This is a genomic window from Streptomyces sp. NPDC088915 (assembly GCF_044749825.1).
In the GTDB taxonomy this organism is placed as follows: Bacteria; Actinomycetota; Actinomycetes; order Streptomycetales; family Streptomycetaceae; genus Streptomyces.
The window spans coordinates 1-22544 of sequence record NZ_JBIVIR010000036.1 but is presented as its reverse complement, the minus strand read 5'-3'; the positions used below and the strand labels follow the sequence as shown (position 1 = coordinate 22544).

General features: G+C 70.9%; 27 protein-coding genes. 11 read left to right on the top strand and 16 right to left on the bottom strand.

Going from position 1 to position 22544, the window contains the following annotated elements; all coding sequences use genetic code 11:
• Positions 1-90: 90 nt before the first annotated feature.
• The 3 genes from ACIP5O_RS36365 to ACIP5O_RS36355 are packed head-to-tail and all read right to left on the bottom strand — an operon-like array spanning position 91 to position 1213.
• A complete protein-coding gene (locus ACIP5O_RS36365) occupies positions 91-426 on the bottom strand; it encodes a hypothetical protein (RefSeq protein ID WP_401301986.1) in 336 nt (111 codons plus the stop codon).
• Positions 423-692, bottom strand: a complete 270-nt coding sequence (locus ACIP5O_RS36360; protein WP_401301983.1) for a hypothetical protein — start codon at positions 690-692, stop codon at positions 423-425. Before ACIP5O_RS36360 ends, ACIP5O_RS36365 begins: the two co-directional genes overlap by 4 nt.
• Complete coding sequence (locus ACIP5O_RS36355; RefSeq protein ID WP_401301980.1) at positions 689-1213, bottom strand: hypothetical protein; 525 nt, start codon at positions 1211-1213, stop codon at positions 689-691. The genes ACIP5O_RS36360 and ACIP5O_RS36355 overlap by 4 nt, the downstream gene beginning before the upstream one ends.
• 237 nt (positions 1214-1450) lie before the next feature.
• On the opposite strand from ACIP5O_RS36355, the gene ACIP5O_RS36350 reads away from it, so the two are divergent.
• The 4 genes from ACIP5O_RS36350 to ACIP5O_RS36335 all read left to right on the top strand — a co-directional run bounded on the left by ACIP5O_RS36350 (position 1451) and on the right by ACIP5O_RS36335 (position 4559).
• Positions 1451-2134: a hypothetical protein gene (locus tag ACIP5O_RS36350; RefSeq protein WP_401301994.1), complete on the top strand. Its 684-nt coding sequence runs from the start codon at positions 1451-1453 to the stop codon at positions 2132-2134.
• Between the two features lie 79 nt (positions 2135-2213).
• Positions 2214-2771 carry a hypothetical protein gene (locus tag ACIP5O_RS36345; RefSeq protein ID WP_401301977.1) on the top strand — a complete coding sequence of 186 codons (558 nt, stop codon included), beginning with the start codon at positions 2214-2216 and terminating at the stop codon, positions 2769-2771.
• 178 nt (positions 2772-2949) lie between these two features.
• A complete protein-coding gene (locus ACIP5O_RS36340; protein WP_401301974.1) occupies positions 2950-4284 on the top strand; it encodes an exonuclease domain-containing protein in 1335 nt (444 codons plus the stop codon).
• Positions 4285-4298: 14 nt separating this feature from the next.
• Positions 4299-4559: a hypothetical protein gene (locus ACIP5O_RS36335; protein WP_401301971.1), complete on the top strand. Its 261-nt coding sequence runs from the start codon at positions 4299-4301 to the stop codon at positions 4557-4559.
• Between the two features lie 120 nt (positions 4560-4679).
• Here ACIP5O_RS36335 and ACIP5O_RS36330 read toward each other — a convergent pair whose 3' ends face one another.
• Positions 4680-5813, bottom strand: a complete 1134-nt coding sequence (locus tag ACIP5O_RS36330; RefSeq protein ID WP_401301969.1) for a hypothetical protein — start codon at positions 5811-5813, stop codon at positions 4680-4682.
• Between the two features lie 224 nt (positions 5814-6037).
• Here ACIP5O_RS36330 and ACIP5O_RS36325 point away from each other — a divergent pair, with 224 nt between their 5' ends.
• Positions 6038-6778: a nuclease-related domain-containing protein gene (locus ACIP5O_RS36325; protein ID WP_401301966.1), complete on the top strand. Its 741-nt coding sequence runs from the start codon at positions 6038-6040 to the stop codon at positions 6776-6778.
• Between the two features lie 432 nt (positions 6779-7210).
• Here ACIP5O_RS36325 and ACIP5O_RS36320 read toward each other — a convergent pair whose 3' ends face one another.
• The 5 genes from ACIP5O_RS36320 to ACIP5O_RS36300 all read right to left on the bottom strand — a co-directional run bounded on the left by ACIP5O_RS36320 (position 7211) and on the right by ACIP5O_RS36300 (position 11926).
• Positions 7211-7945 carry a recombinase family protein gene (locus tag ACIP5O_RS36320; RefSeq protein WP_401301964.1) on the bottom strand — a complete coding sequence of 245 codons (735 nt, stop codon included), beginning with the start codon at positions 7943-7945 and terminating at the stop codon, positions 7211-7213.
• Positions 7946-8081: 136 nt separating this feature from the next.
• Positions 8082-8243: a hypothetical protein gene (locus ACIP5O_RS36315; protein ID WP_401301961.1), complete on the bottom strand. Its 162-nt coding sequence runs from the start codon at positions 8241-8243 to the stop codon at positions 8082-8084.
• 335 nt (positions 8244-8578) lie between these two features.
• Positions 8579-9115: a hypothetical protein gene (locus ACIP5O_RS36310; protein WP_401301958.1), complete on the bottom strand. Its 537-nt coding sequence runs from the start codon at positions 9113-9115 to the stop codon at positions 8579-8581.
• Positions 9116-10390: 1275 nt separating this feature from the next.
• Positions 10391-10642 carry a hypothetical protein gene (locus ACIP5O_RS36305; RefSeq protein ID WP_381424122.1) on the bottom strand — a complete coding sequence of 84 codons (252 nt, stop codon included), beginning with the start codon at positions 10640-10642 and terminating at the stop codon, positions 10391-10393.
• A gap of 129 nt (positions 10643-10771) precedes the next feature.
• Positions 10772-11926 carry a hypothetical protein gene (locus ACIP5O_RS36300; RefSeq protein WP_401301955.1) on the bottom strand — a complete coding sequence of 385 codons (1155 nt, stop codon included), beginning with the start codon at positions 11924-11926 and terminating at the stop codon, positions 10772-10774.
• A gap of 459 nt (positions 11927-12385) precedes the next feature.
• Between ACIP5O_RS36300 and ACIP5O_RS36295 the strand changes: the two genes are divergently transcribed.
• Positions 12386-13066, top strand: coding sequence for a hypothetical protein (locus tag ACIP5O_RS36295; RefSeq protein ID WP_401301952.1), 681 nt, complete (start codon positions 12386-12388; stop codon positions 13064-13066).
• Positions 13063-13908, top strand: a complete 846-nt coding sequence (locus ACIP5O_RS36290) for a hypothetical protein (protein ID WP_401301949.1) — start codon at positions 13063-13065, stop codon at positions 13906-13908. Before ACIP5O_RS36295 ends, ACIP5O_RS36290 begins: the two co-directional genes overlap by 4 nt.
• A gap of 59 nt (positions 13909-13967) precedes the next feature.
• Here the strand turns inward: ACIP5O_RS36290 and ACIP5O_RS36285 are convergent, their stop codons facing one another.
• The 6 genes from ACIP5O_RS36285 to ACIP5O_RS36260 form a co-directional block, all read right to left on the bottom strand.
• Entirely contained in the window at positions 13968-14690 is a 723-nt protein-coding gene (locus ACIP5O_RS36285; RefSeq protein ID WP_401301947.1) for a hypothetical protein, read from the bottom strand.
• Entirely contained in the window at positions 14687-15124 is a 438-nt protein-coding gene (locus tag ACIP5O_RS36280) for a hypothetical protein (protein WP_401301944.1), read from the bottom strand. Before ACIP5O_RS36280 ends, ACIP5O_RS36285 begins: the two co-directional genes overlap by 4 nt.
• Positions 15121-15285, bottom strand: a complete 165-nt coding sequence (locus tag ACIP5O_RS36275) for a hypothetical protein (RefSeq protein ID WP_401301942.1) — start codon at positions 15283-15285, stop codon at positions 15121-15123. Before ACIP5O_RS36275 ends, ACIP5O_RS36280 begins: the two co-directional genes overlap by 4 nt.
• The gene (locus tag ACIP5O_RS36270; protein WP_401301939.1) at positions 15282-15704 is read right to left on the bottom strand and encodes a hypothetical protein; all 423 of its coding nucleotides are present in this window, start codon (positions 15702-15704) and stop codon (positions 15282-15284) included. Before ACIP5O_RS36270 ends, ACIP5O_RS36275 begins: the two co-directional genes overlap by 4 nt.
• Positions 15704-15997 (bottom strand): hypothetical protein, encoded by a 294-nt coding sequence (locus tag ACIP5O_RS36265; protein ID WP_401301937.1) that lies wholly within the window; start codon positions 15995-15997, stop codon positions 15704-15706. Before ACIP5O_RS36265 ends, ACIP5O_RS36270 begins: the two co-directional genes overlap by 1 nt.
• A 306-nt stretch (positions 15998-16303) precedes the next feature.
• Complete coding sequence (locus ACIP5O_RS36260) at positions 16304-16504, bottom strand: hypothetical protein (RefSeq protein WP_401301934.1); 201 nt, start codon at positions 16502-16504, stop codon at positions 16304-16306.
• Positions 16505-16738: 234 nt separating this feature from the next.
• Here ACIP5O_RS36260 and ACIP5O_RS36255 point away from each other — a divergent pair, with 234 nt between their 5' ends.
• The 4 genes from ACIP5O_RS36255 to ACIP5O_RS36240 all read left to right on the top strand — a co-directional run bounded on the left by ACIP5O_RS36255 (position 16739) and on the right by ACIP5O_RS36240 (position 21735).
• Positions 16739-16960, top strand: coding sequence for a hypothetical protein (locus tag ACIP5O_RS36255; RefSeq protein WP_401301931.1), 222 nt, complete (start codon positions 16739-16741; stop codon positions 16958-16960).
• A 61-nt stretch (positions 16961-17021) separates the two neighbouring features.
• Complete coding sequence (locus tag ACIP5O_RS36250) at positions 17022-18986, top strand: hypothetical protein (RefSeq protein ID WP_401301929.1); 1965 nt, start codon at positions 17022-17024, stop codon at positions 18984-18986.
• Between the two features lie 200 nt (positions 18987-19186).
• Entirely contained in the window at positions 19187-21103 is a 1917-nt protein-coding gene (locus ACIP5O_RS36245; protein ID WP_401301926.1) for a type IV secretory system conjugative DNA transfer family protein, read from the top strand.
• Positions 21100-21735 carry a hypothetical protein gene (locus tag ACIP5O_RS36240; protein ID WP_401301923.1) on the top strand — a complete coding sequence of 212 codons (636 nt, stop codon included), beginning with the start codon at positions 21100-21102 and terminating at the stop codon, positions 21733-21735. The genes ACIP5O_RS36245 and ACIP5O_RS36240 overlap by 4 nt, the downstream gene beginning before the upstream one ends.
• A gap of 56 nt (positions 21736-21791) precedes the next feature.
• On the opposite strand, the gene ACIP5O_RS36235 is transcribed toward ACIP5O_RS36240, so the two are convergent.
• Complete coding sequence (locus tag ACIP5O_RS36235) at positions 21792-22331, bottom strand: hypothetical protein (RefSeq protein WP_401301920.1); 540 nt, start codon at positions 22329-22331, stop codon at positions 21792-21794.
• Positions 22332-22544: the final 213 nt, after the last annotated feature.

Sequence of the window (22544 nt, the reverse complement as noted above, 5' to 3'; positions counted from 1 at the left end):
AGAAGGGAGAAGTTCGGGGTGGTGCTGGAACGGCACCGGCCGCCGCTGGAACCTGGGTTCCAGCGGCGGCCGGGTGCTGGTGCTGGTAGGTCAGTCGTCGGTCTCGTAAGCCGGGTCGTAGGCGTCGGTCACGAGGTCGGGCCAGCGGGAGTGGCCCCGTGCTTCCAGGCGGTACCGAAGGAGCTTCGCCGCGTCGGCCTCCGACAGCTCCAGGTGGAAGTGGTCCTGAGCCTGACTCAGGACGTCGCCCACGGTGACGCGCAGGGGCCAGATGATGTCCAGGTCCGTGACGGGCTCGGCCAGTCGGGCTCGGACGGCCACGGTGATGGCCATGTCCGTGGCGAACAGGGCCTGGGCCAAGGTGTGCTTGGCCTCGCGCTCGGCGGCTCGGCGCTCGCGCCGGCGCCGCAGGAATCCCAGGGTCACCAGTCCTCCGAAGGGTGGGGCTCGATGTGGCGGCAGTAGTGGCAGCGTGCCCCAGCGGGGAGGTCGACGGCGGAGCCGCAGCACAGGGGGCACTCGCCCCGCTCCAGCACCGGCCCGCGCCCGGCCAGGCACCCCGGGCAACGGTGCCCGTCCGGCAGCAGCTGCCAACCGGCGGCCTCCAGGGCGGCCTCGAACGGCTCCCGCTCGGGGGCCAGGAAGATGGCCAGGCAGTGCGTCGCGTCGCAGGTGGCGGCGGGACGGTTCACCGCGGGTCGTCCTGCCCGGCGTGCATGTCGGCCCGGGGGGTGCCCTGGACCAGCCAGTGCCGGAAGGCGGGGTGGGCGCCCCTGGTCAGGCGCTCGATCCGCTCGGCCACGGTGGAGAAGTGGGTGCCGGTGACCTCCCCGATCTCACGGAGGTTCAGCTTGGCCCGCCCCTCGGACGCCTCCTCCCGCGCGTAGAGGATCAGCTCCGACTCCAGCGCCTCCAGGCGGTTGCGGAGGCGCCGCACGTCCCGCAGCGCGTTCCACAGCCGCTCCGAGTTCATGTCCTCGCCGGCTCGCAGGGAGTCGACCGCGTGGATCGCGGTGTCCGCCTCGTCGGCCATGGTCCAGCCGTGCACCTGCCCGCTGCGGAAGTGCAGCACGTACGAGGTGGTGCCGTCGTTCCACCAGGTGGTGGCGCCGTGGCGGCCGCCGATGTCCTCGGCGGGCTGGGCGTCGGCGTGGGTCAGGGTGATCCGGCCGGTGTGGGCGGCGTACTGGGGCTCGGTGGACTCGGTGGTCATCTCGGTTTCCCTCCCTGGCTGTTGGCCGCGGCGTCGGGGCCGACGCTCGCTCTTGTCGGGTTGCCCCTACAGGAAGAAATGTAGGGGCAACCCGACAACGGGCACAAGGGTGATTACCGGCCAGCTGTGGCGGCCGCCTTCGGCCAGGGCCGGGCCGGACTGGCGAGTCGGGGGAGCGAGCGGGTATCTGTACCGCAGGACGGGACGGGACCGGGTGGTGATGGGGAGTTGACCCTGGTGGAGCTGTGGTGGAAGCGCCCTCCCGTGCCCGGATCGCGCCGCTCCCAGAGAGACCGGGCGGTCGCGGAGCTGAGAGCCCAGGGACGCTACGGCCCGGAACTGCGTGACGTCGTGCCCGCGTTCGCGGCGCTCGCCCTCGCGGTCGTAGGGCCGGTCTTCCTCCTCGTCTGGCTGTACCGGGTGCTCGGGGTCGGCGGCCTGGTGCTCGGCGTCGTCCTGCTCGCGGCCGTCGCCGCGGTGGGGAGGCGCTGGCGCCGCGCGACGGTCCGCCGGCGCCGCGGCATCTACACCCCGGCGGAGCTGTCGGTACTCGGGGAGCACGGCCTGGTCGCGGCCGTCGAGCGGATGCTGCGCCGCGACGGCTGGCACGTCATCTCCATGCCGGACGAGGAGCGGCCTCGCCTGTACGCCCGGGACCGTGGCGGGCGGCAGCTCGACGTCGCGTTCCGCGCGGCGGACGAGGCGCCGGCGGACAACACCCCTGCGGGTCCCGCTCCCCTTCGGGAGGTCGGCCGCCCCGGCGTCGACCGGATGACCCGGGTGGTCATAAGCCGGGGCGCGTACAGCCGGACGGATGTCCTGTGGGCCTCCCGCCAGGGCGGGGTGCACCTGGTCGACGGCCGCCAGCTGCAGCGGTGGGCCGCTGGGGCCTCCCTGGACGACCTGGGCCTTCCCGGCTGAAAGCCGAAACAAGATCGTTCGCCGGAGCGGGCCGCGCTCGACAAAAGGAGATCCTTTTAATGCAGCTAGACTCTGAGGCATGGAAAAGGTGAGCGTGACGGCGTGGATTACCGCATCTCAAGCGGGTGCCCTGTCGCTTCTGGATAAGCGGCGGAGAGTCGAAGAGAAAGAGACCGTGCAGCAGCTGGTGGCGTCTGGCCTCCGGCGCGACGAGGCCCGCGTGCAGGTCGCGCGGATGCGCCCGGAGCACTGGCCGGCCCTGGAGGTCGTCGTGGGGGAGGCGGTCCGCCGGCGTCTGGCGGAGGAGGACCTGGCGGGGCCGTGGGCGCCGCTGACTGCTGCGGAACTCGATCGCCTCATGCTCTCGGGCCGGTGGCCGGGTGCGAGTGAGGGAATCACGCTGGTCCAGCGGAACTACCGGTTTCCCTCGGACCTGGCGCTGCAGCTACGCACGGCCTCGTGGCGTGTGTCGGAGCGCCCCCTGGCCCGGCTGTACGAACTCGGCCTGGTGGGCTCGGGGCTCCGGCTGACGCAGGAGCAGAAGGCCCGGCGCGACGACCTCGCGCGGCTGCTCTATCCCCCGGCCCGGATCATCCGGGAGGCCCTGGCGGCGTACGGCCCTCGCTCGAACGGGTGAGGGCCCCGGCAGAAAGAATTAAAGGATCTCCTTTACTCGAATCCGGCTTCGCGCGCGCAGTTCTAAACGAGGGGAGGTGTTTTCGATTTCGAGGAATGGCGAGGTTTGAGAATTGCAGCGAATGGGGTCTATAAATGCTAGCGTCGGGAATTCCGGCGGACTACTCAGGGAGGCACGGGTGAGTACGGCGACGACGGCACGCGCGGCGGGGACGGTCCCGGCCAGTCGCGAAAGCGCAGATGAGGCACCGGATCGGGTTCCGGGCGGGAAGCCCTGCGGCTGGACGGACGGGCTCCCGGTCTACCGGTGGGGCCAGGCGCCGGCCTACCTGCGCACGCAGACCCAACTGGGGGAGGACCGGCTGAAGCTGGCTGACGGTCAGGCCGTCGTCGCGTACATCCGGACGAGGAAGTACGGCGACTTCCCGTTGTACGACCCGGCGGCCGCGGTGAAGATGCGCCCGCTGTCCTCGGCAGTGAAGCGGCGCATGGAGGCGGCCCGGACCTGCTCGGAGTGCGGCAAGGTGCGCAAGCACGTGCTGAACGGCCGCTCCTGCTCGCAGTGCTGGGAGAAGGCCCAACGGGCCCGGCAGCGCGAGCGGGCCCGGACGTGCTGGGGCTGCGGGACGGTGCGAGAGCGCCCGTACCCGGTCGCGCACCATCGGTGCCAGGACTGCCGCCGTGCCCAGTTGGCGGAGGAGCGGGCCGAGAAGGCGGAGTCGCTGCGCTGGGCCATCACCTGCCCGGGGCGGGACTGCTCGGTGCAGACGGCCAGCAAGGCGGAGGTGCGCCGCTGGAAGGCGGCCGCGGACGCCATCTACCGCCCGTGGTCGCGGCGGTGGTGCCCGCCGTGCGAGGAGCGGGAGGCCCGGGAGCGGGCGGAGGCCGAGGAACGCGCGGCGGCGGCCCGGGAGGCTGAGCGGGAGGCCCGGCGCCGGCGGGTGCTCGAACTGCGGGAGTGGGCGGCGGCCGCGCTCGCGGACGAGGACCTGGTGGTCCTCGACACCGAGACGACCGGCCTCGACGCGGAGGCGTGCGTGGTGGAGATCGCGGTCATCTCCGGGGCCGGGGACGTCTTGGTGGACACGCTGGTGAACCCCGGGCGGCCGATTCCGGCGGGCGCCTCGGAGATCCACGGGATCACGGACGAGGCGGTGGCCGGGGCTCCCAGCTTCGGGCAGATTCTCGTCGGCCTTACGGCGGCGCTCGACGGGCGGCGGTGCCTGATCTGGAACTCCCCGTACGACGAGGGGGTGCTGCGCTGGGAGTTGACCCGGCACTACCGGGCGGCCGGTCACGAGGACCCGGCGGCGTCGGCGGCGGCCTGGCTCGACGGCATGACCCTGGAGGACGCGATGGTGCCGTACTCGGACTGGTACGGCGACTGGAACGACTACTTCGGGAACTACCAGTGGCAGCCCCTTGGCGGCGGGCACCGCGCCCTGGGCGACGTCCGGGCCGTGCTCGACCGACTCCGTGAGATGGCCGCTCCCGTGGCCTCCTCCGTCGACTGAGAGGGGTTCAGCTCATGGTGCAGATCAGGGTCATGACGGACGACCGGGAGCGGGGCGAGCGGGTCGTGGAGATCCTGCTGCCGCTGCTGGAGGCGTGCACGGCGCTCCAGGCCGGTGAGCCGACCCGGCTCACGCACCGGGGCGGCGGGCTGCGCCTGGTGCTCGACGTCCAGCCGGCGGAGGGGGTGACCGGCGTCCGGGTCGAGCGGGAAGGCGCCCCGGCGCGGCCGCCGCGGGCTCCTCGGCGGCGTGCCCTGCCACGCGGGGGCGGGTAACAGTCCCGGCGACTGTTACCCGGTCTGAGCTGCGGAGATTATAAAAACGGGCCCTCGTCTGAGGGCCCGTTCCTGCTGTGCGGGACCAGTCGCCAATTGGCGACTGGCGGGGAAGTCCCGCTACTTCCGGCCTCGCGCGTTCTCCGCCTCCCGGGCCCGGCCCTCCGCCTCTCGGACCTTCTCCCGGGCCTGGTCCAGCTCGTCCCGCAGTTCGTCCACCCGGGTCTCCAGTGCGGTGACCCGGGCGCCGGCGCGGTCGGCGTCACCCCGGGTCCGCTCCAGCTCGGCGTGCAGCTCCTCCCGGAGCCGGTCGGCGTTCTTCTCGACGGCCTCCACGCGGACCTCGGCATCCCGCGCGGCCTGGCGGGCGCCTTCCTCTGCCGTCTGCACCCGACCTTCTGCCTCCCGAACCTTGGTCTTCGCGTCCTCGGCCTCCTGGGCGGCGGCGGCTACGGCTCGACCCGCCTTCTCCTTCTCCTCGTTCAGGACGGCGGTCATCTCCTCGACCTGCTGCGTGGCCTCGTTCTGTGCCCGGCCGGCCGCGGCCTCGGCGGCGGCCACGCGCTCGGCGGCGGCCTGCTCGATCCGCTCGACCTTCTCCGTGGTCTCGGCCTCGATCTGCTCGATCCGCTGCCGGGCCTTCTCGGCGGCCTCGGCGGCCTCGGCACGGGCGGCCTCGACCTCGCGGGCCGTCTCCTCGCGGATGCGCCGCAGCTCCGCCTCGAAGCGGTCCCGCTCGTCGTCCAGCTCGGTCACGGCCTGCTCGGCGGCCTCGTTGGCGGCCGCAGCTGCGGCGGTCGCTGCCTCCGCCGTCTGAATCGCGCTGATGCGGCGGGTCCGCTCGTTCGATGCTTCGCGCTGGGCCTCGGAGATCTTCGCGGCGGCGTCGTTGGCGACCGCGAGCATCTGCGCCTCGGCGGCCTCGGGGTCGGTGATGGTCTGCAACTGCTCCAGGTAGCGCCCCAGGTCGCCGGTCAGACGCTCCATCTGAGCGATGACTTCGCCCCGCAGGTCCACGGCGGTGGCGGCGGCCATCGACACGGGGCGGTCCAGGTCGTCCGGCTCCGGGCGGCCGGTCGTCTCGGCGGTCTTCCGGCGCTTCGCTCGGAACGCGGTCAGGGCGGTGTGGTCCTCGCGCTCGCAGTACTTCGGCGCGGGGCCCGGCGTGCTCGGGTCCTTCGCCTCCGGCGGGTTCTCGCACCCCGGGTACTGGCAGCTGGGCCGCACGGCGGTCTCGGTCTGGGGCTCGCTCATCCGGGTCTCCTGTCATCGGTCCGACACGCTGAGTCTATCACATTGCATTGCGTTACGTTACATTCCATTGCTTCAGAATGGAATGAGATGCAATGTAATGTTTCGGGTCTCTGGTGTCCGGCCGGTCCCTTCTCGGTCGTCGGGGCCTGTCTGCAGACACTCCTGCGCGGGCCCGCTGCCCGCCGCTACGGTCCCGGTACGGGGTCGCGACGAGGGAGGACGGCATGGCATCAGCGGGATATCGGGGCGGGGCCGGCGCGAGCGCGGGCCGGATGGGTGCGGCAGCTCAGGAGGCGGAGCGGGCGGCACAGCATCGGCGGGCCCGGGTGGTGCTGCCGCTTCTCGCGGCGGCCGCCGCGGTGGTCGGCTGGGCCGTGGGCACGGTGGGGAACTGGCAGCTCGGCCTGGCGGCCGGGCTCGTCGTCGTCGGGCTCGGCGTCCGGCGGTTATACCGGCGGGCCCACAACAGCTGGGCGGTGGGCGCCGCCGGGGAGGCCCGGACGGCGCGGCTCCTGGCTCCGCTCGTCCGCCGGGGCCACGCCGTGGTGCTCCACGATCGGGCGATTCCGGGGAGTCGCGCGAACCTCGACCACCTGGTCTTCACGGCCGCCGGCGCCGCGTACGTCGACACGAAGAACTGGACGTCGGACAAGTCCCGCCTGCGGGTGGAGGGCGGCACCCTGAGGTACGGCCGGTACGACCAGTCCCGCGCCCTGCAGACCGTGGTGTGGGAGGCCGAACAGGCGGCCCGTGCCCTGGGCGTGCCCGTTCGAGCGGTCGTCGCCGTGCACGGGGCGAAGGTGCCGGGGCCGCGCGGACGGCTCGACCTGGGGGGCGTCACCGTGGTGGAGGCCAGGCGGCTGCGGGGCCTGCTCCGGAGCCTTCCGCCTCAACCCGGGTGGGACTCGGCCCGGATGGCGGCGGTCGGGCAGCTGGCGGAGCGGGCGCTGCCCCCGGCCGCCTGAGGACGGGGAACCACGGAGGGCCTGACCAACTCGGTCGGGCCCTCCGTCATGCTCGGCCGCCACTCCCCCATCGGTGCCGGTGGCTGGGTGGCGGCCGGTGCCGGGGCGGGTGACGGGTGCGGTACGCGGCTCGGCCACGACGATGCCCGCACCGACGCGTAGCGACCACACCGGCCTCGACCACATCGCGGCAGCAGCTGCTCCCCCTCAGCCCAGACCGGGCAGTGCGATCGCCTCACGCTCCCGCATCCGCGACGGCGGGGGTACGGCGCCCAACCGAACTCGACCGCCGGCCGCCGACCACGCGGCCGCCACGACCCCACCCCTCCCGCCGCTAGCCGTCTTTGCCCCGTGCCACCGGACCCGCACCCGCCAACGCTCCAGGCCACGGAGGCTTACGGACCCTAGGCGCCCCACAGAACACCCGCACCCTCACGACCTCCCCGGCCGCGGGTAGAGGGTCGGCGGCCGGTCGTCCTCGTTCGCGAGCATCCGCCGGACGGTCTCCGGGTGCCAACGGCCGCCGTGCTTCGGGCGGATGCCTTCCGCGTCCAGGGCGGCGCAGATCTCGCGGTAGGACAGCCCGTCCTCGTCGCGGAGCTGGCGGCCGCGGGCTCGGCCGGCCTGCTCCTGCTCCTCCTCTGTCAGCTCCTTCTTGTGCGCGGCCCATCCGTACGGCGGGGCGCCGTAGGCGTACTGGCCCTTCTCGCCCTTGATGCGGCGGCCGCGGCGGAGCTTGGCCACGGTCATGCCTCGGTCGAGCTGGGCGAAGACGCCCATCATCTGGCGCATGGCGGTGCGCATCGGGTCCTCGGGGTCGTCGGGCAGGATCTCGCCCTGGTCGGCCATGAACGCGCGGCCGCCGTGCTTCCAGCACTGGGCCAGGGCGGCCTCCTGCACGACCAGTTCGCGGGCCAGGCGGTCCAAGTTCGGCGCCACGATGCCGTCCGCCTTCTTCTCCTCGATCCACAGCAGGGTGGTGGCCAACTCCGGGCGCTCGTCGCCGGCGACGGTGCCGGGCACGGCCTTCTCCACGAAGAGGTGGACGAGGCGGTGGCCGTGCTCGCGGGTCCAGCGGCGCACGATGCGCTCCTGGTCCTCCAGCCCGAACCCGTCCAGCTGTCCCCCGGTGCTGACGCGGATGTATCCCGCGAGCCTCAACCGCACTTTTCGCCCTCCAGCGCTCTGACCTGCGGTGTCATAGTAATGGGCATAACTGTGACACCGAACAGAACAGAAAGCCCCCGGACTCACGCCCTGGGAGGCGGAGTGCGGGGGTCAGTGTCGGCTTTGCCGCAGCGAGTTAGTCCTTGTCTGATGCCTCGCGGATCGCGGTGGCAACTTCGAGCAGCGCATGGGCGATGGCGGCGAGTCCTTCCCCGATGACGTCCGTCCGGTACTCGTCGCCCGTACGGCCGGCCGCCTTATCGGCCAGGCGCTCGGCGTTTCCCTCGTGGTAGCTCATCGACTTCTCCTCGCTGACTGTGGTCGTGGGTCACACCATGCCGGTGGGCTCATCGATGACGGGCCTAGTTGGAAAGATCGTCCGGAAGTAATCGCTGCGTCTTCGGGCCGGCTAGTCGGCGGTGGTGTGGGCCTCGCGGTCGCCGGCGCCGAGTGGGCGGCGGCGTTTCGTGGACGAGGCGGGACTAGGGCTGAAGAGCCCTCGGGCTCTGAGGTCGTCCAGGTTGGGGAAGCGGGTTCCGGGGATCGAGTCGTGCAGGTCGGCCTCGGCGGCGCCGACGAGGGCGGGGCGCTCGGGGCCGGGGCCCAGGGTTCGGCGTGCGGTCATGTAGTGGGTCACCTTCCGGTGTTGGCGGCGAGGAAGGCCCCGGCGGACGCGGCGGCCTCCTCGCTGGTGTCGTGGTGCTCGCCCTCCAGTTCTCGGACCTGGCCGTTAGCCGCGGTCGCGATCCACCACCAACCGCCCTGGTCCGGGTGGAAGGACACGCGGGCCTCACCGCCGAACGCCTCGAAATGCACCGGCTCCTTGTTCGCGCGCTCGCTGAGGATGTTCACCGCGCCAGGCCAACGCTTGCGGGCGGCCTGGCGCGAGATCCCCCATGCAGCGCCCAGCTCGGCGTAGTTGGCGCCCCGGGAGCCGGCGGTGCGGGCGTAGCGGTCGGCCAGCGCGTCCAGTTCCTCGGCCGCGTACTTGCAGGCCGTGAGCCAGGCCAGCGGGATCTCCGGGCGGGAGAGGTCCAGCTCCTCCTGGTCATCGTCCGGGGCGTCAGCCGTCAGCTGGAGGTAGAGCGTGTCCCCCATGCCCTTGAGCGCGCCCCTGAGAGCGGTGCGGAGCTGTTCGCGTTCTGCCGTGGTCGGCTCTTTCTTCTCCATGCGACAACCGTACATGTCGTGAACCTAGGTTGTCGCGGGAATCTGGGATGTCGTCATATGCCAGTTCCCTGCAGTGGGTTGGCCAGCGGAGAAGGCCCGGAGGGAGGACAGGAAGTCGACCGAATGACCCTCAAAGGAACGACTGTTCGGGCCCAAAGGACTGGCCTGAAGGCCAGGCAGGACAAGCCTGAGGGGCCGCTCCGGCTACCTCTCGCCCTTGGCGAACTCCCCGGCGGGGCCGGCCGGAGCGGCCCCTCAGGCGCGGATAAGGAGCTTCGCGCCCCTTCCTTTCCCGGGCCGTAGGCCCGGGGGGTTAAGGACAAGCGCTGAAGCGCTTGGCTGTTCTCTTTGCTCCCCCCGCAGCACCCTTCGCAGGCTCCGGGTGCTCTAGCGCGGGTGGAGCGGAGAGCCCCCCCTAGAAGAGAGACAGAGCTATCCCAGAGGGGTCTGCCTTCTCTTCTAGGAGGGGATCTGTCGCATTCCGGTACGCCCTGAGACGGTATGGATGCTTTCGATCGGGCCACGGATATTTTCACGCTCGCCCTGGGACCGGGACATGCAGTCAGCGCTGGGAGGTTGCGTCTCCTGGGGCTCTGCGCCCCTGTCGGCTCGGGTCCACCTTGTTCGCCATGGAATCACTCCCATGGCAAGGCCGGCCTGGCTGCTGCTCGATTCGCCATTTAGCGTCTACAGGGCCCTACGTGCCCGATCAGCGGGTGTCACGCCTGGCGCCTCTGCCTTACTCTCCCGGTGGCTGTGGCCGGGGTCAGTCTTGGTAACGCGGACCGATGTCTACCGCGGGCTGGGTCCGGACTCCCCGCGCTCGCCACGCGCTGGGCCTCGGGCCGGTTTCCTGGGTCCGGTCTCCCATGGGTGCTGTCACGATCCCGCGCCACCTGTGGCGGGCCGCGTCCTGCTGCAACGTGTGCACGCTGGACGGGCGGCCCTCGGGCGGGGCACTCCTCGACGGCCTGATGCCGGAGGATCGGGGTACGCGGTGGGTGAGTGACCTCCCTTCCGAACACACCGGACTGAGGGCGCACTGGGCCACCACCGCAGCTTCTTGCTACGATGCGATTGCTCCTGGAGCTAGATAAGGGGCACATACAAAGGCCCGGCCCCGGACTTCCGTCCGGCGCCTGCAAAGGGCCTACATGTGGAGATAGGGACTCTCAGAACGCGCCTGGCAGCTTGTGACTGAGGTGGTCCCGCCGAACGAGCGGTGCCCTGATCTGAACTTTCGGGTCAGGGCCTTTGCGCGTCCGGACGTTGTGGTCATCCGGTCTGGGGCAGCTCCTTCGACGCTGCTGCGCGGGCCTTCCGCTCCTTGCGGTAGCTCTCGCGCTTGTGCAGCTCTCGGATGGCCTGTCGGAGCACTTCGGCACCGGACACGCCAAGTTCGTTTACCAGCTCCTCGTAGAGCGGTCGCTCTACGTCGCTGGGGTGGAGGATGACAGTCGCGCGCACAGGCTTCTCGGGCGGATGAACCGTCCGGTTCTTGTGCTGAAGACCTCGTACGCCTGCCATAGCAGTGATCATATCCACATGTGGGGCGCGTTGGTCCAACGACACGGAAGTTATCTGCGTGTTTCCCGTGACGCGGGAGGCTACTTATCGACTTCCCGTGTGGCGGGCGCCCTCAAAAACCCCGAGAAATCAGGGGTTTACGGCCCGGGGAAGGTGCGCGAGTCGTCGCTGAACGTCCGCGCGAGCACCACTCTTTCCGGGGACACGAGTCCGGAGACTCAACAGTTCGATGCCCAACTGCCGGAGCTGAGAGGGATCGCTGACGTGGTGCCAGGCACCGTGGGCGCGGTCGACGGCCTCGGCCACCTCGGGGTGGTGCTCTGGCTGGTCGGCGGTCAGCCGCACCACGGCGGCCTGCAGCCACAGCTGACAGGCACGGTCCGGCGCTCCCTCCTGCAGCGCGAGGAACGCGCGGACCTCGATCCAGTGGGCGACCTCGACGGACTGCGCACCGTGCGCTCGGAGTGCGGCCTGCTCGTACGAGGCGGCGATGGCGGCGGCTTCGCCGTGGCGGCCGGCGCGGCTCGCGTCCCGGATCGCCAGGTGGGGGTCCTTCTCGACGGCGGCTGCGGTGGTCGACGTCGCCTCGGTCCTCGGTGCGGGCACGTCGACGTCGGGGTGCGGGGCGGCCTGCTCGACCGCCTGTCCTCCCAGCCACAGGGTGGCGGCGTCCTCGACGGCGGCCGCACGGGCGGCCTGATGGTGCAGCTGTTCGGCGCTCGGCCTCGTCGGCGCGGTGCGGAGGATGTGCGTGAGCGCGTTCGTGTACGAGGGGCCGGGGCGATGGCGGCGGTCCTGCAGTTGTACGGCGCCGTATAGGGCGAACGGTCCGGCCAGGGACTGTTCCTGGTGGATGAGGGCCTGCCAGACGTCCGTGTCGGCCGCCAGGTCGGCCACCACCGTGGTGGTGCCCAACGGGCGGCGCTGCAGCTCGGCGCCGATCCAGTGCCACGGGAGCGCGGTGTACCGGACGGTGCGGGCAGTCGTGCGGGCCAGGGCCAGGTGGAGAAGGTGCTGGCGGTGGTCGACTACCAGCTGTCCGGCGATGTAGACGAGTAGCGGGCCCTCGACGGCGGCCGCCGTGCGCAAGTTTGTCAGGATGGTGTGCGGGTCGTGGGGGCTGGCTAGCTGCACGGCGCTGGCGTGCGGGGTGCCGACGAGTCGCGCCGGCGGGATGGTGGCCAGCTGGGGCAATAGGTCGCTGACGGGGTACGGGTACCGCATGGGTGCCTCGGCTGCGACGAGTAGTGCGTATCCCGACTGGTCCCCCGTTGTGATCCCCATGGGCAGCACCGTAACCGGCTCTTCGCCCTCCGTGCGGCCGCGCCATATCTGCGGGCTGAGCGGTGGGGTTCCCTCGTTGGGCGGCAGGCGAAGCCCTACCGCGCCGGTCGTTGGCTGTCCAGGATCGGGCTTGCCCGACCGCGCTTGCGCGGCGCCGTAGGCGTCCTGGATGGCCGGCGGGCGGTGTGGTGCCCTCTGGGTGCCGTCCGACGAGGGAGCCGCACCGCGACCCACCACCATCTCCACCACCCGACCGCCCGCACCCATGGGCCGTGCCTCCTCCCCCTCCGCAGGGTGGCCGGGGTGTGGGGCGGAGCCCCGCTCTGTAACCCGCACCCGAGTTCAGTCGCCAATTGGCGACTGGCCCCGGAGCCGAACGGGCGCCTGTGTCGTACAAGCTGTCCGCGCTGTGCCGGTCGGGTGCCTCGATCATGAGGCGGGGCTGTACCGTCCCGTGCCATGACGAAACCTCGCCCTGTTCCGGTGCTGCCCGCTGACGGCCGCCGGGCTGCCTTCATCGGAAAGGGTGGCGCGGGTAAGTCGACCCTGCTCGCGTACCTGCTCGCCTACTGGAGGTCGTACGGCGTCCCCTGCGTCGCCATCGACACCGACGTGCCAGGGAAGAACGAGCACGGCACCCTCTACACGCACGCGAACGCGGTGGACCTCGGAGCCCCGGTCTACCCGGCGCCGGCGGTCCACCACATCCGGCAGGAAGCACAGCGGCTGTGCCCGGAGAAGGGAGTGTGCCTGCTCGACACCGCGGCATGGGAGAAGCATGACGACGGCCCGCACCTGACGGTGATGAGCGCGGTCGACACGGTGATTCTGTGCCTGCAGCCCACTCCCAATGAGCTGGACCGGGCCACTTCCGTGCTGGGCTACATCCAGCAGCTGAAGAACACCGGAGCCCGTGCCCCGGAGCTGCACATCATGCTGACGATGGTCGGCCAGGGTGTTGCGGCGGACCAGCTGGAGGCCAAGCTGCAGGCGGCCGGCTACTCGGTGCTTGCCTCGCGCTTCAAGTTCTCCAGCGCACTCACTGGCCCGGCGCACATCTTCAAGCAGCCGATCCGGACCCGGCAGGGTTCGGGTATGGACCGGATGGCGCGGGAGGTCCTGGAGGTGGTGGCCCGGTGAGCAAGCCGAAAGCATCGGACAAGGCCAGCGACGCGTTCGGGGACGTCCTGGCGGCAGGGCTGGAAAGCCGCGGGGGCGGGGCTCTGCTGCCCGCTCAGGCCTCCGCCGGCGCTGAGGTGGAACTGAGCCCGCGGGAGAGGCTGCAGGTCCTGGAAGCGCGGATCGAAACATCCTTGGGTCAATACCAGCAGAGCCTCCGGCGACTGCAGGACCGGCACAGGGTGGAGGTCGGCCAGCTCCTCCACGAGATCAACGAGAACAACCTGTTCGCGCTGGAGGGCCACGAGAAGTTCGGGCACTACGTGAAAGCCAGGTGGGGGTGGGACCGGTCGTACGGGTACCGGCTGATCGACCTGGCCTTGGTGCACCGGGCTCTGGCTCCGCTGGGACCGGCGGTCCTGGACACGGTGCGGGAGTCGCACGCCCGGGAGCTGGCGCCGGTCGTCAAGGCGCGCGGGGATGAGGCCACGCGGGAGTTCGCCCAGCGTCTTCAAGTGGAGTCGGCAGGCTCCCGGGTCACTGCGGCGATGATCGCGGTCGAGCGGGATCGGCTGGGGCTCGGCGTCGCGGACGAGGCGGAGCCCGCGTCGGCAGCTGCCGAGGACGAGGTGGTGGATGCGGAGCTGGTGGACGACGAGGAGACGGCGGAGCTGGTCGGCCAGTCCATCAAGGCGGCGGCGGACACGGCGGAGCGGGCGCTGCGGCACCTGGACGAAGCGCTGGCACGCGGTACGGCGCCGTTCTACGACTCGCTGGCGGCGGTGGACCTCTCCCGCATCCGCTCGGCGGCCGTGCGGCTGCAGCGCCGGGCGGACGGTCTTTCTGGCCCATCCCGCTCGTAGACGAGCACACGGAAGGGCCCCCGCCGCGCGGCGGGGGCCCTTCATCGTTCCTGGGTGGGTCAGTTCAGCTCGGCCACCCGGGCGGCCTTCAGCAGTGCCTGCACGTCCAGCTCCTGGCCAGGCTCGATCGCGCGCTGCTGGCGGGCGGCGGACGCGGCCATGATGGCCTCGACCTTCGCCTGCTCCTGGTGGTACTCCCACTGGGCGGTCGCCACGGCGCCGGCGGTCTCGATCGCGGCCACCCGGGCCTCGTTCGCGCCCCGGGTCTCCTCCATGACCAGCTCGTGGGCCTGGGCGCGCTCCTCGCGGCGGTCGGCCCGCCACAGCGGCGCGCACACCGCGTACACCGCGACGGTGCACCCGGCCCACAGCAGGGCGGCCAGCTGCCAGTGCGGCGTCCAGGCGCTCACTCCGGCGAGCGCGAGCACGGCGGCGCCACCGAACGACATGCGAACGGTGTCGTTGTCGCCGTGCTCCTTCGACGCGGAGACGCATCCCGCGCACCCGGCGAGCGCGGCCAGGGTGCCGGTGATCCACAGCGGGGCGGTGGACCCGGCGGGGAGGGCCTGTCCCCAGCTCCATGCGAGCGCGGACATGCTGGTGGTGGCCAGGGCCGGGGCGATGCGGCCGAAGTGCTCCCACAGCCAGCGGCTGGCCGTGCTGCGGGGCGGCATCTGGGGGGCCGGGCGGAACGTCGGCGGAACGGGCTGGCGGGCGGCCTGCTCGATCAGGTACAGCGCCGGATCGAACGGCGCGGCGGGGGTCGTGTGCTGCTCGGTCACAGCGACATCTCCTGTCCGTGGGTGAGTTCCTGCTGGTGCTGTCGGTCTGCGCGGTACCTCTCGTCCCGGCTGCGGCGGTCGTTCTCCTCGCGCGTCCTGGACGCCTGGTCACGCTGCTCGCTGCCGGGGGAAGTCGGTCCGTCCTTGCCCCACACGGTCAGCTCGCCCGGGTTCCGCGTACCGGCGGGCGAGGGCTCGATGGCGGCCACCTGCTTGCCCCGGTACATGACGGCGCCCGCCGGCGTGAGCTGAAAACCGTGCTCCTCGCCCTTGGACGGGTCGTCCTGGACGATCCGCTGCCCGTCGATGGATACGCCCCGGTGGTCCAGGGAGACCTCGTGGCCGTGTCGCGAGATCGTGATGGCTGCCTGCCCGCGGCGCCCGTTCTCACGGTCCCAGCGCCAGGGGTTGAACTCCTCGTCGGGCTCGCTCATGCGGTCACCTCCTGGTCCTCGGCCGGAACGGCGGCCGCCGGGGGCCTGTCGCCAATTGGCGACTGGTCCGCCGGCGCCGTGCTGACGGGCTCTTCCTCGACGGGGAAGAGGTCCATCTGCCATCCGCCGCGCATCTCGCGGGGGTCGGGACGTCGGGTCACCACGCCTCCTCCCGGAGCACGCGGGCGGCGCCCTCGCCCTCCAGCTGCTCGCGGACGCGGTCGACGAGGACGGCCGGCGGGGCCCACAGCCCTTGGGCTCCCCGGTGCGGGATCGGGAGCGGGAGGGGGGTCACCTCGTCCAGGACGAAGTGGTTCATCCCCTTCATCGACCAGGGGGTGCACTCCCCGTCGTCCGGGTGGCACTCGGTGATCCGGGCGACGGCCAGGACGGCGCCCAGCTCCAGCTGCAGGCCCTTGACGACGGACGCGACCATGGGGCCGTGCCGGGCGTCCAGGGTCTTGCCCGCGTGGATGAGGACCGGGCCCCGGTAGGTGGCCGTCCAGCTGCGGTTCTCCACGCGCTTGTCCGCGTAGGTGATGGCGGCGGCCCAGGGCTGGCGGATGGTCAGGGCGCGCATCAGCTGAACACCTCCACCACGGCCTTGCCGATCCCAGCGAGGACGAGGGCGACGACCACGGCAACGGTGATCACGCTGCGGGTGGCCTTCAGGATGGCCCGGATGCCCATGGGGGCCTTCATCAGGGCGAAGACGAGGGCGGCGGCAATGAGCGCCATGCCGTACGAGGTGCCGGCGGTCAGGGCGGCCTCGATCACGTTCTGCCCGGCCGCTACGGAGGCGGCCAGGACCAGCAGGGCCAGGACGAGGACGGCGGCGGCGGTCAGACGGTCACGGGTGATGCGGTGCGACATGAGTGTGCCTCTCCATCAAGGCGTGCAAGGGGGAGGGGGCCAGTCGCCAATTGGCGACTGGCCCACCAGGGGTGGCCCTATCGGGCGGGGTGCGGCCTCGCGGGCTGCGGCGACTCCTGGCGTCCGTCGCGCTGGTGCGGCTGCGGACGGACCGGAAGCGGCTCGCGCTCCTGCGACTGCGGGCGGGTCTGGCGGGCGCTCACTTCTTGCCCCGCAGACCGCTCATGGCCTGGCCGTGACGCTGGAGGTCGGCCTGCGCCTTGCGGCGGGCCTCCTCGGCCTTCTTGACGGCGTCGTCGGTCTCGCTCATGCGGTCACCGCCAGGGTGCAGCTGCAGCGGACGATCGTGGTCTGGCCGTTCGGGCGGGTGACGACGGTGTCGAACCCGTTGCAGTCGGTGCACGGGCTGGAGAACGCCGGGCCCTTCTTGCCGACCAGCAGGGGCTGGAGGCGGCGCGCGGGGGGCGGGATGGAGATGCCGGCGGAGCGGCTGGCAGACTTCTGCACGGAGATCCCTCTCTGCGTATAGGGGTGTCCCAAGCCCGGGGAGCGCTGTAACGCCCGTCCGGGTGGAGAGGGTCGGGGCGGGAACCCCGGCCCTCTCGCACTTCCATTAACCTCCCCTCCAGCCAGCTTGTCAACATTCCAGGAATCGGGTTTCCAAGATTGTTGGCAAGCTGTCTTCATGGCAGTACAGTTGCCGTGTCAGTCAGCAAGTCAGCAAGCCAGAAGGGACCTAAGGTGATCGCGACATTGGAACGACCCACCAAGGGAGCGCACGTGCCGAAGCAGGAGCAGCCGCAGAACGAGGACGCGCAGTCGGAAGAGCGCGTCAACTTCAGCGCGCGGGTGCGGGTGTCGGTCAGGCGGCGGGCCAAGCTCTACGCGGCCGGCCACGACGTCAGTCTGCAGGACCTGGTCGACAAGGCGCTGGACGACTACCTGACGCGCCACGGGGCCTAGAAGAAGCGCCCCAGCGGTGCGTCACCACCGCTGAGGCATCGACGCAATAAAGGAGACGTACATGCGCCACGACCAGGGTACGGGCCCGAGTTCCCCGTACTGGTCAACAGCTGCAGACGACGGCGGCCGGGACTGGATCGCCCCTCTGCAGGACTACATCCGCAACGCCCTGCAGGACCTCCCGCCCTGGGTGCCGGTCGCCGCGGCCGGGCTCGTCCTGGTCGGCCTGGTGGTCGCGGGCGTCCTGTCCTTTAGCAGCTCCTCCAAGAAGCGGGCCGCGCTGGACGAGAAGCACGCCGCCGCGGTGGCGGAGGCCAAGGAGAAGGGCCAGCCGCTGCCGCCGGCGCCGCTCCACATGAACACGAAACCGCTCCTCGGCGGCTTCGCGGTCTCGCTGAACGGCCTGTGGGGCTTCGCCCAGGACCAGCTGGACCTCAGCTTCTTCTTCGCCATCGGCTTCATCAGCATGTTCGACATCCTGGAGCTGTACGTCTTCTCCGAGATGTTCCGGCTGGCCAACGAGGACCCCCGCCGGCGCTGGACCCGCGCCCTGAAGTGGCTGCGCTTCAGCGCCTGGCTCATCGTCATCATCGCGGCGGCCGCCAACGCCGCGCACGCTCCGAGCATCTATGCGGCGCCCTTCCTCGCCATCATGCCGATGCTCGCCGCATGGCTCCTCTACGTCCCCCTCCACAGCGCACTTGGCGCCCCCGAGGAAGAAGACGAGCGCCCCGAAGGGGCCAAGCCCGGTCCCCTCCTGCTGGCCGGTCTGGTCTGGCGGAAGATGTGGGCCTTCCTCTTCGGCCTCTTCGGCCTCGACGTCGCGGACCGCGCGGACGAGATGGTCCGTCGGGCCAGGGCCCGAGAGGCGGCGGACGCCTCATACGCCCTGCGCAAGGCGCTGCACCGGCGCGACCAGCTGGCCGACGAGGTCGCGGGTCCGTCCCTTTCCCGGGCCGACAAGAAGGCCAAGGAGAAGGAGCTGAAGGCGCTGGAGCGTGAGCTGGAGTTCAAGATCCGGCCCAAGGCTCAGGCCGCGCTGGAGCTGGCGGACACCCAGGACGCCAAACAGGGCCTGCAGCTGATGCAGCGCATGGCCTGGCTGACTCGCGCGGACGACGTCGCCCTGCTCGACTACGGGCCGGAGTCCCCGGCCATGCGCGTGCTGGAAGAACTGAACATTGCCTCCAACGCCGACTTCATCGAGTCGTCCCAGCGAGCGCGGGAGGAAGACCAGCGGGCGGCGGCCGCCCAGGAGCGCGCCGAGGAAGCGGTGAAGGTCCTGGCCGACGCGGAGGGCCGTCTGGCGGAGCTGAGCGGGAAGCTCGAAGAACTCGACAAGGCCCGGGAGCGGGAGACCAACCGCCTCCGCGTCGTGACCGAGGAGCGCGCACGCCTGGAGCAGAGCGGCAGTTCCGCCCAGCAGCTCTACCAGCGGACGGTCAGTGAACTGGAGGACGAGCGGGGCAAGGTGGCGGACCTGGAGGGCGAGCGGCGCCGGCTGGCCGACACCTTGTCCACGATCCAGTCCCAGCTGGCGTCCCTGGAGGGCGATTACAAGGCACTCCAGACCGAGGTGAACGGCCTGGCGGAGGAGCGGGACCGGCTGGCCGGAGAGAAGTCGCTGGCCGATGCGAGGGCCAAGAGCGCGTCCGAGGAAATGGTGCGGCTCCAGAGCCGTCTGGAGCTGTTCGAGGAGATGGCGGCAGAGGAGACCGCCGGACGGCTCGTCGGCGCGGTCCCGGCGGCGCGTGGAACGGGCGGTGGAACCTCGGTGGAGGCCCGGATCGACATGGAGGAAGGCAGCGCGGGGGCGAAGATCGCCGGATTCCAGCTCCTGGAACAGCAGTACCTGGCCCTGCCGGTGGACGAGCGGGTCGCCATGAGCGCGAGCGCGCTTGCCCGTCAGTGGTGGGAGGCCTCTGGACTCACGGAGCAGACGACCCGGAAGTACATCGGGGACATCAAGAAGATGCACGACAAGACGCAGGACGCGGCGGACGGCTCCGCCGCTGGTCAGGACTGAGCAGCTGGAAAACCTCGGCTGATTGTCAGTCGTGGACCGTACGGTGATCGCGAGGTCACTGGACTCGTAAGGCGCCCCCGGGAACGGCGCTGGTACCGCCGGCCCGGGGACTTCACGACAAGAGAGGAACCCTCATGTCACGCAAGGAAGAGACTACGGCCCCCGCTTCCAATGACCTCATCCGCCCTGAGACGCGGTGGATGCTCCGCATTCTCAACCCGCACAAGCGGTACGCGCCCCTCTTCGAGCGTCAGTCCCGGCTCGGCGCGGGCGCCGCGTACGGCGTGGCGGTGCCCGTCGTGGCGGCCGCCGGCGCGGAGGGTGGCGGCATCCCGGAGCCGTCCGTGGGCGCGGTCTGGGACATCATCAACGTGGTCGGTTCCAACTTCCCGGTCGGCGGCTGGTGGGGCTTCGGCGCGACCCTGGCGGGCGGCGCGGGGCTCGGCTACCTGCACCTGAAGCAGAAGTGGGACCTGGGCAAGTCGGGCCCCACCTCCTCGGCAAAGGACTCGGCCAAGGTCGGGTTCGCCAACCCGCCGGAGCTGCGGAAGTGGCTGTCCCAGGAAGGGCTCCGGGCCCGCGCGGGCACCCTCCGCCCGTCGCTGGAAGGTGCCAAGCGCCGTTCCATCAGCCCTCACGAGGTCGGGCTGCACCTCGGCACGGACCTGCTCTACAAGAAGGGCCTGTTCGTCGCCTGCGAGGACATCGTGCTGATGTACGCCCCGCCGCGCTCCGGTAAGAGCGCGCAGTACGGCAACGCGGTCATCGACGCGGCCGGCGCCTGCGTCGTCACCTCGACCCGCGGTGACCTGTACGAGCACACGAACAAGCTCCGCCGCGAGCACAACCGGCCCGTCTGGGTCTTCAACGCGGGTGTCTCCGGCGTCGCGAACACCCTGCGCTGGAACATGGTGGACGGCTGCCAGGACCCGGCGGTGGCCCTGCGCCGCGCCGGGTACCTCCTCGCCGCGTCGGCCAGCGGGAAGGACATGGAGAACTCGTCCTTCTGGGAAGGGCACTCCTTCATGGTCCTGACCTGCTACCTGCTGGCGGCGGCCATCAAGGGGTACGACCTGACGCACGTCCGGGCCTGGGTGGCCAACTCCTCGGAGCGCGAGCCGCTGGACATCCTGGAATCCCACCCGCACGTGGTCCCGGCGGGCTGGGCTCACGGCCTGTCCCAGGTCCGGAACTCGCCGGAGAAGACGCGGGACAGCATCTACATGACGCTGATCCGCTCGTTCGAGTTCATGTCGCTGCCGCAGGTCGTGGACATCGTCTCCCCCCGGCCCGGTCAGCAGAAGTTCGACGTCCTCGACTTCCTCCGCTCGCGCGGCACCCTGTACCTGATGGGCCGTGACCAGCAGTACGGCTCCGTGGCGCCCCTGTTCACCGCGCTGGTGGGCGAGATCTACGAGGCCGCGTACCTGGAGGCGGACAACAGCCCCGGGGGTCGCCTCGACCCGTACCTGCGCCTGGTCCTGGACGAGGCGGCCGTGATCTGCCCGCTCCCCCTGCACCGATGGTCGGCGGATGCCGGCGGCCGGAACATCCAGCTCATGGTGTCCGTACAGTCGCCCTCGCAGCTGCGCGAGCGCTGGGGCGTCAACGGAGCGCAGACCATCATGAACAACAGCGTCCGCATCGCCCTGGGCGGCCTGTCCATCCCACAGGACCTGGAAGAGCTGTCCATTCTCTGCGGGGAGAAGGACGAGGAAGTGGCGTCCTCCTCGTCCACGGACGACGACAAGACGTCGCGGAACGTCTCAGTGCGGCGGGTCCGAGTCATGCCCCAGGACGCCATCCGGCAGATGAAGGAAGGAACCGGCCTGATCTTCTACCGGCACCTCCCGCCGATCCGCTACGCCTTCACCCCGGTGTGGCAGCGCAAGGACGTGAAGGCGCTGGTGAAGCAGGAGAAGACACAGGCGAAGGTGGAGGCCAAGCTGAAGAAGAAGGGCGTGCAGGTCGCCGGGCCCGTGCTCCCGCCGCAGATGCCCGCCACGGCTCCGATGGCCCCGCCGGTCGCTCCGCAGCAGCAGCCCGCGACCCTCCCGGGCACGATCCCGGGCCAGGCGCCGGCGGCCCAGCAGAACCTGTGGGGTAAGACCGGATGAGCGGCGAGCCGAAAGAAGTACGAGCCGTCTGGGAGCGAACCCGGGAGCTGGGGCAGGGGCTGGACAAGGCTCGGAACCGGCTCGATGTCCTGGAAGGGCAGAACCTGGGAGACCGGCTCGGCATCCTGGAGGGACAGAACCTCGCGGACCGGATCGAGGAACTGTCCCTGGTCGTCAAGCGACTGGCGGACAAGCCGGAGAGCACCCCGGCGGCGGTCTGGAACTGGAACGCCTTCACCCCCGACCAGCAGGCGAGCGCGTGGGACGTCCTGATGGAATGGGTGGAAACCGTCTTCCGGGCTCGGTGGCCCCGCTCCTACAAGGAGATGCTGGGCTACATGGAGCGGCCCACCTCCTGCTGGTGGCAGCACCCGGACATGGTGGAAAGCCTCACGAGCCTGATGATGAGTCACCACTGGGCCTACCTGGACAAGGAAGCTTCTCCGTTGCGGGTCGCGGAGTGGCTGGGCCGGTGGCTGCCGGACGCGGTCCGGCAGGGGAAGTTCGCCCTGGCGGAGTGCTCGTCCGGCCATAAGCCGGACCTGTTCACGGGCAAGAGCCTGGCCACGGATTACGAAGAGATCCGCAAGCACGTCCACATGCTGCGGACTGGGGAGATCCCGAACAGCTGATCCGCCAGCACAAAGAGGCCCGGACCACTCGGTCCGGGCCTCTCGCGTTCCCAGGGTCAGGCGGCCGGCGGCACGGGCCGCTGCTTCTCCGTGTTTGTCGCCCACTCCAGGGCGTGCAGCACGCCGGCGCCGTAGTCCTCGTCCACGCTCTGCCAGGCGTTGCGCTCGATGCAGTCCAGTGCCCGGGTCTTCTCCCGCCCGACTTCGCGGGCGGTGTACGGGTAGGTGTAGGCCTCGCTGCTGATCGGGCTGGCCTGCAGCTCGCCCAACAGCCAGGCGGCGGCAGCCCACACGCCGTGAGCCACGGCCGCGTCCTTGCCGCGGTTGGCGTAGACCTCGACCCGGGCGGCCTCGCCGGCGTGGTACTGCCGGGCGGCATCGTCCCGGAGCTGTTCCAGCTCGGTCCGCTGGCGCCGGACGGCTCCTGGAACTCCTGGAATCGGCGCCGGTTTCGGCGGCATCGGGGTGGAACCGTACTCGTGGCCCGGCCACTGGGCGGCGGCCCCGGGCAGGATCGTGGGCCGCTCAGGGGTTCCAAGGATCTCGCTCACGGGCACCTGCCGGTGCTCGTTCCACGGTTCGCTGCTGCTGGCCATGGAACGACGGTAGCCGCGGGGGCCGACAGCCCACCAGTTCTCCGCCCTATCAGCCTCCACGAGCCGGTCGCCAATTGGCGACTGATGCCGGCGGCCGGACGGCGGGCTGTGCCCAAGGGGGTGACGGGTGCGGTACGCGGCTCGGCCACGACGATGCCCGCACCGACGCGTAGCGACCACACCGGCCTCGACCACATCGCGGCAGCAGCTGCT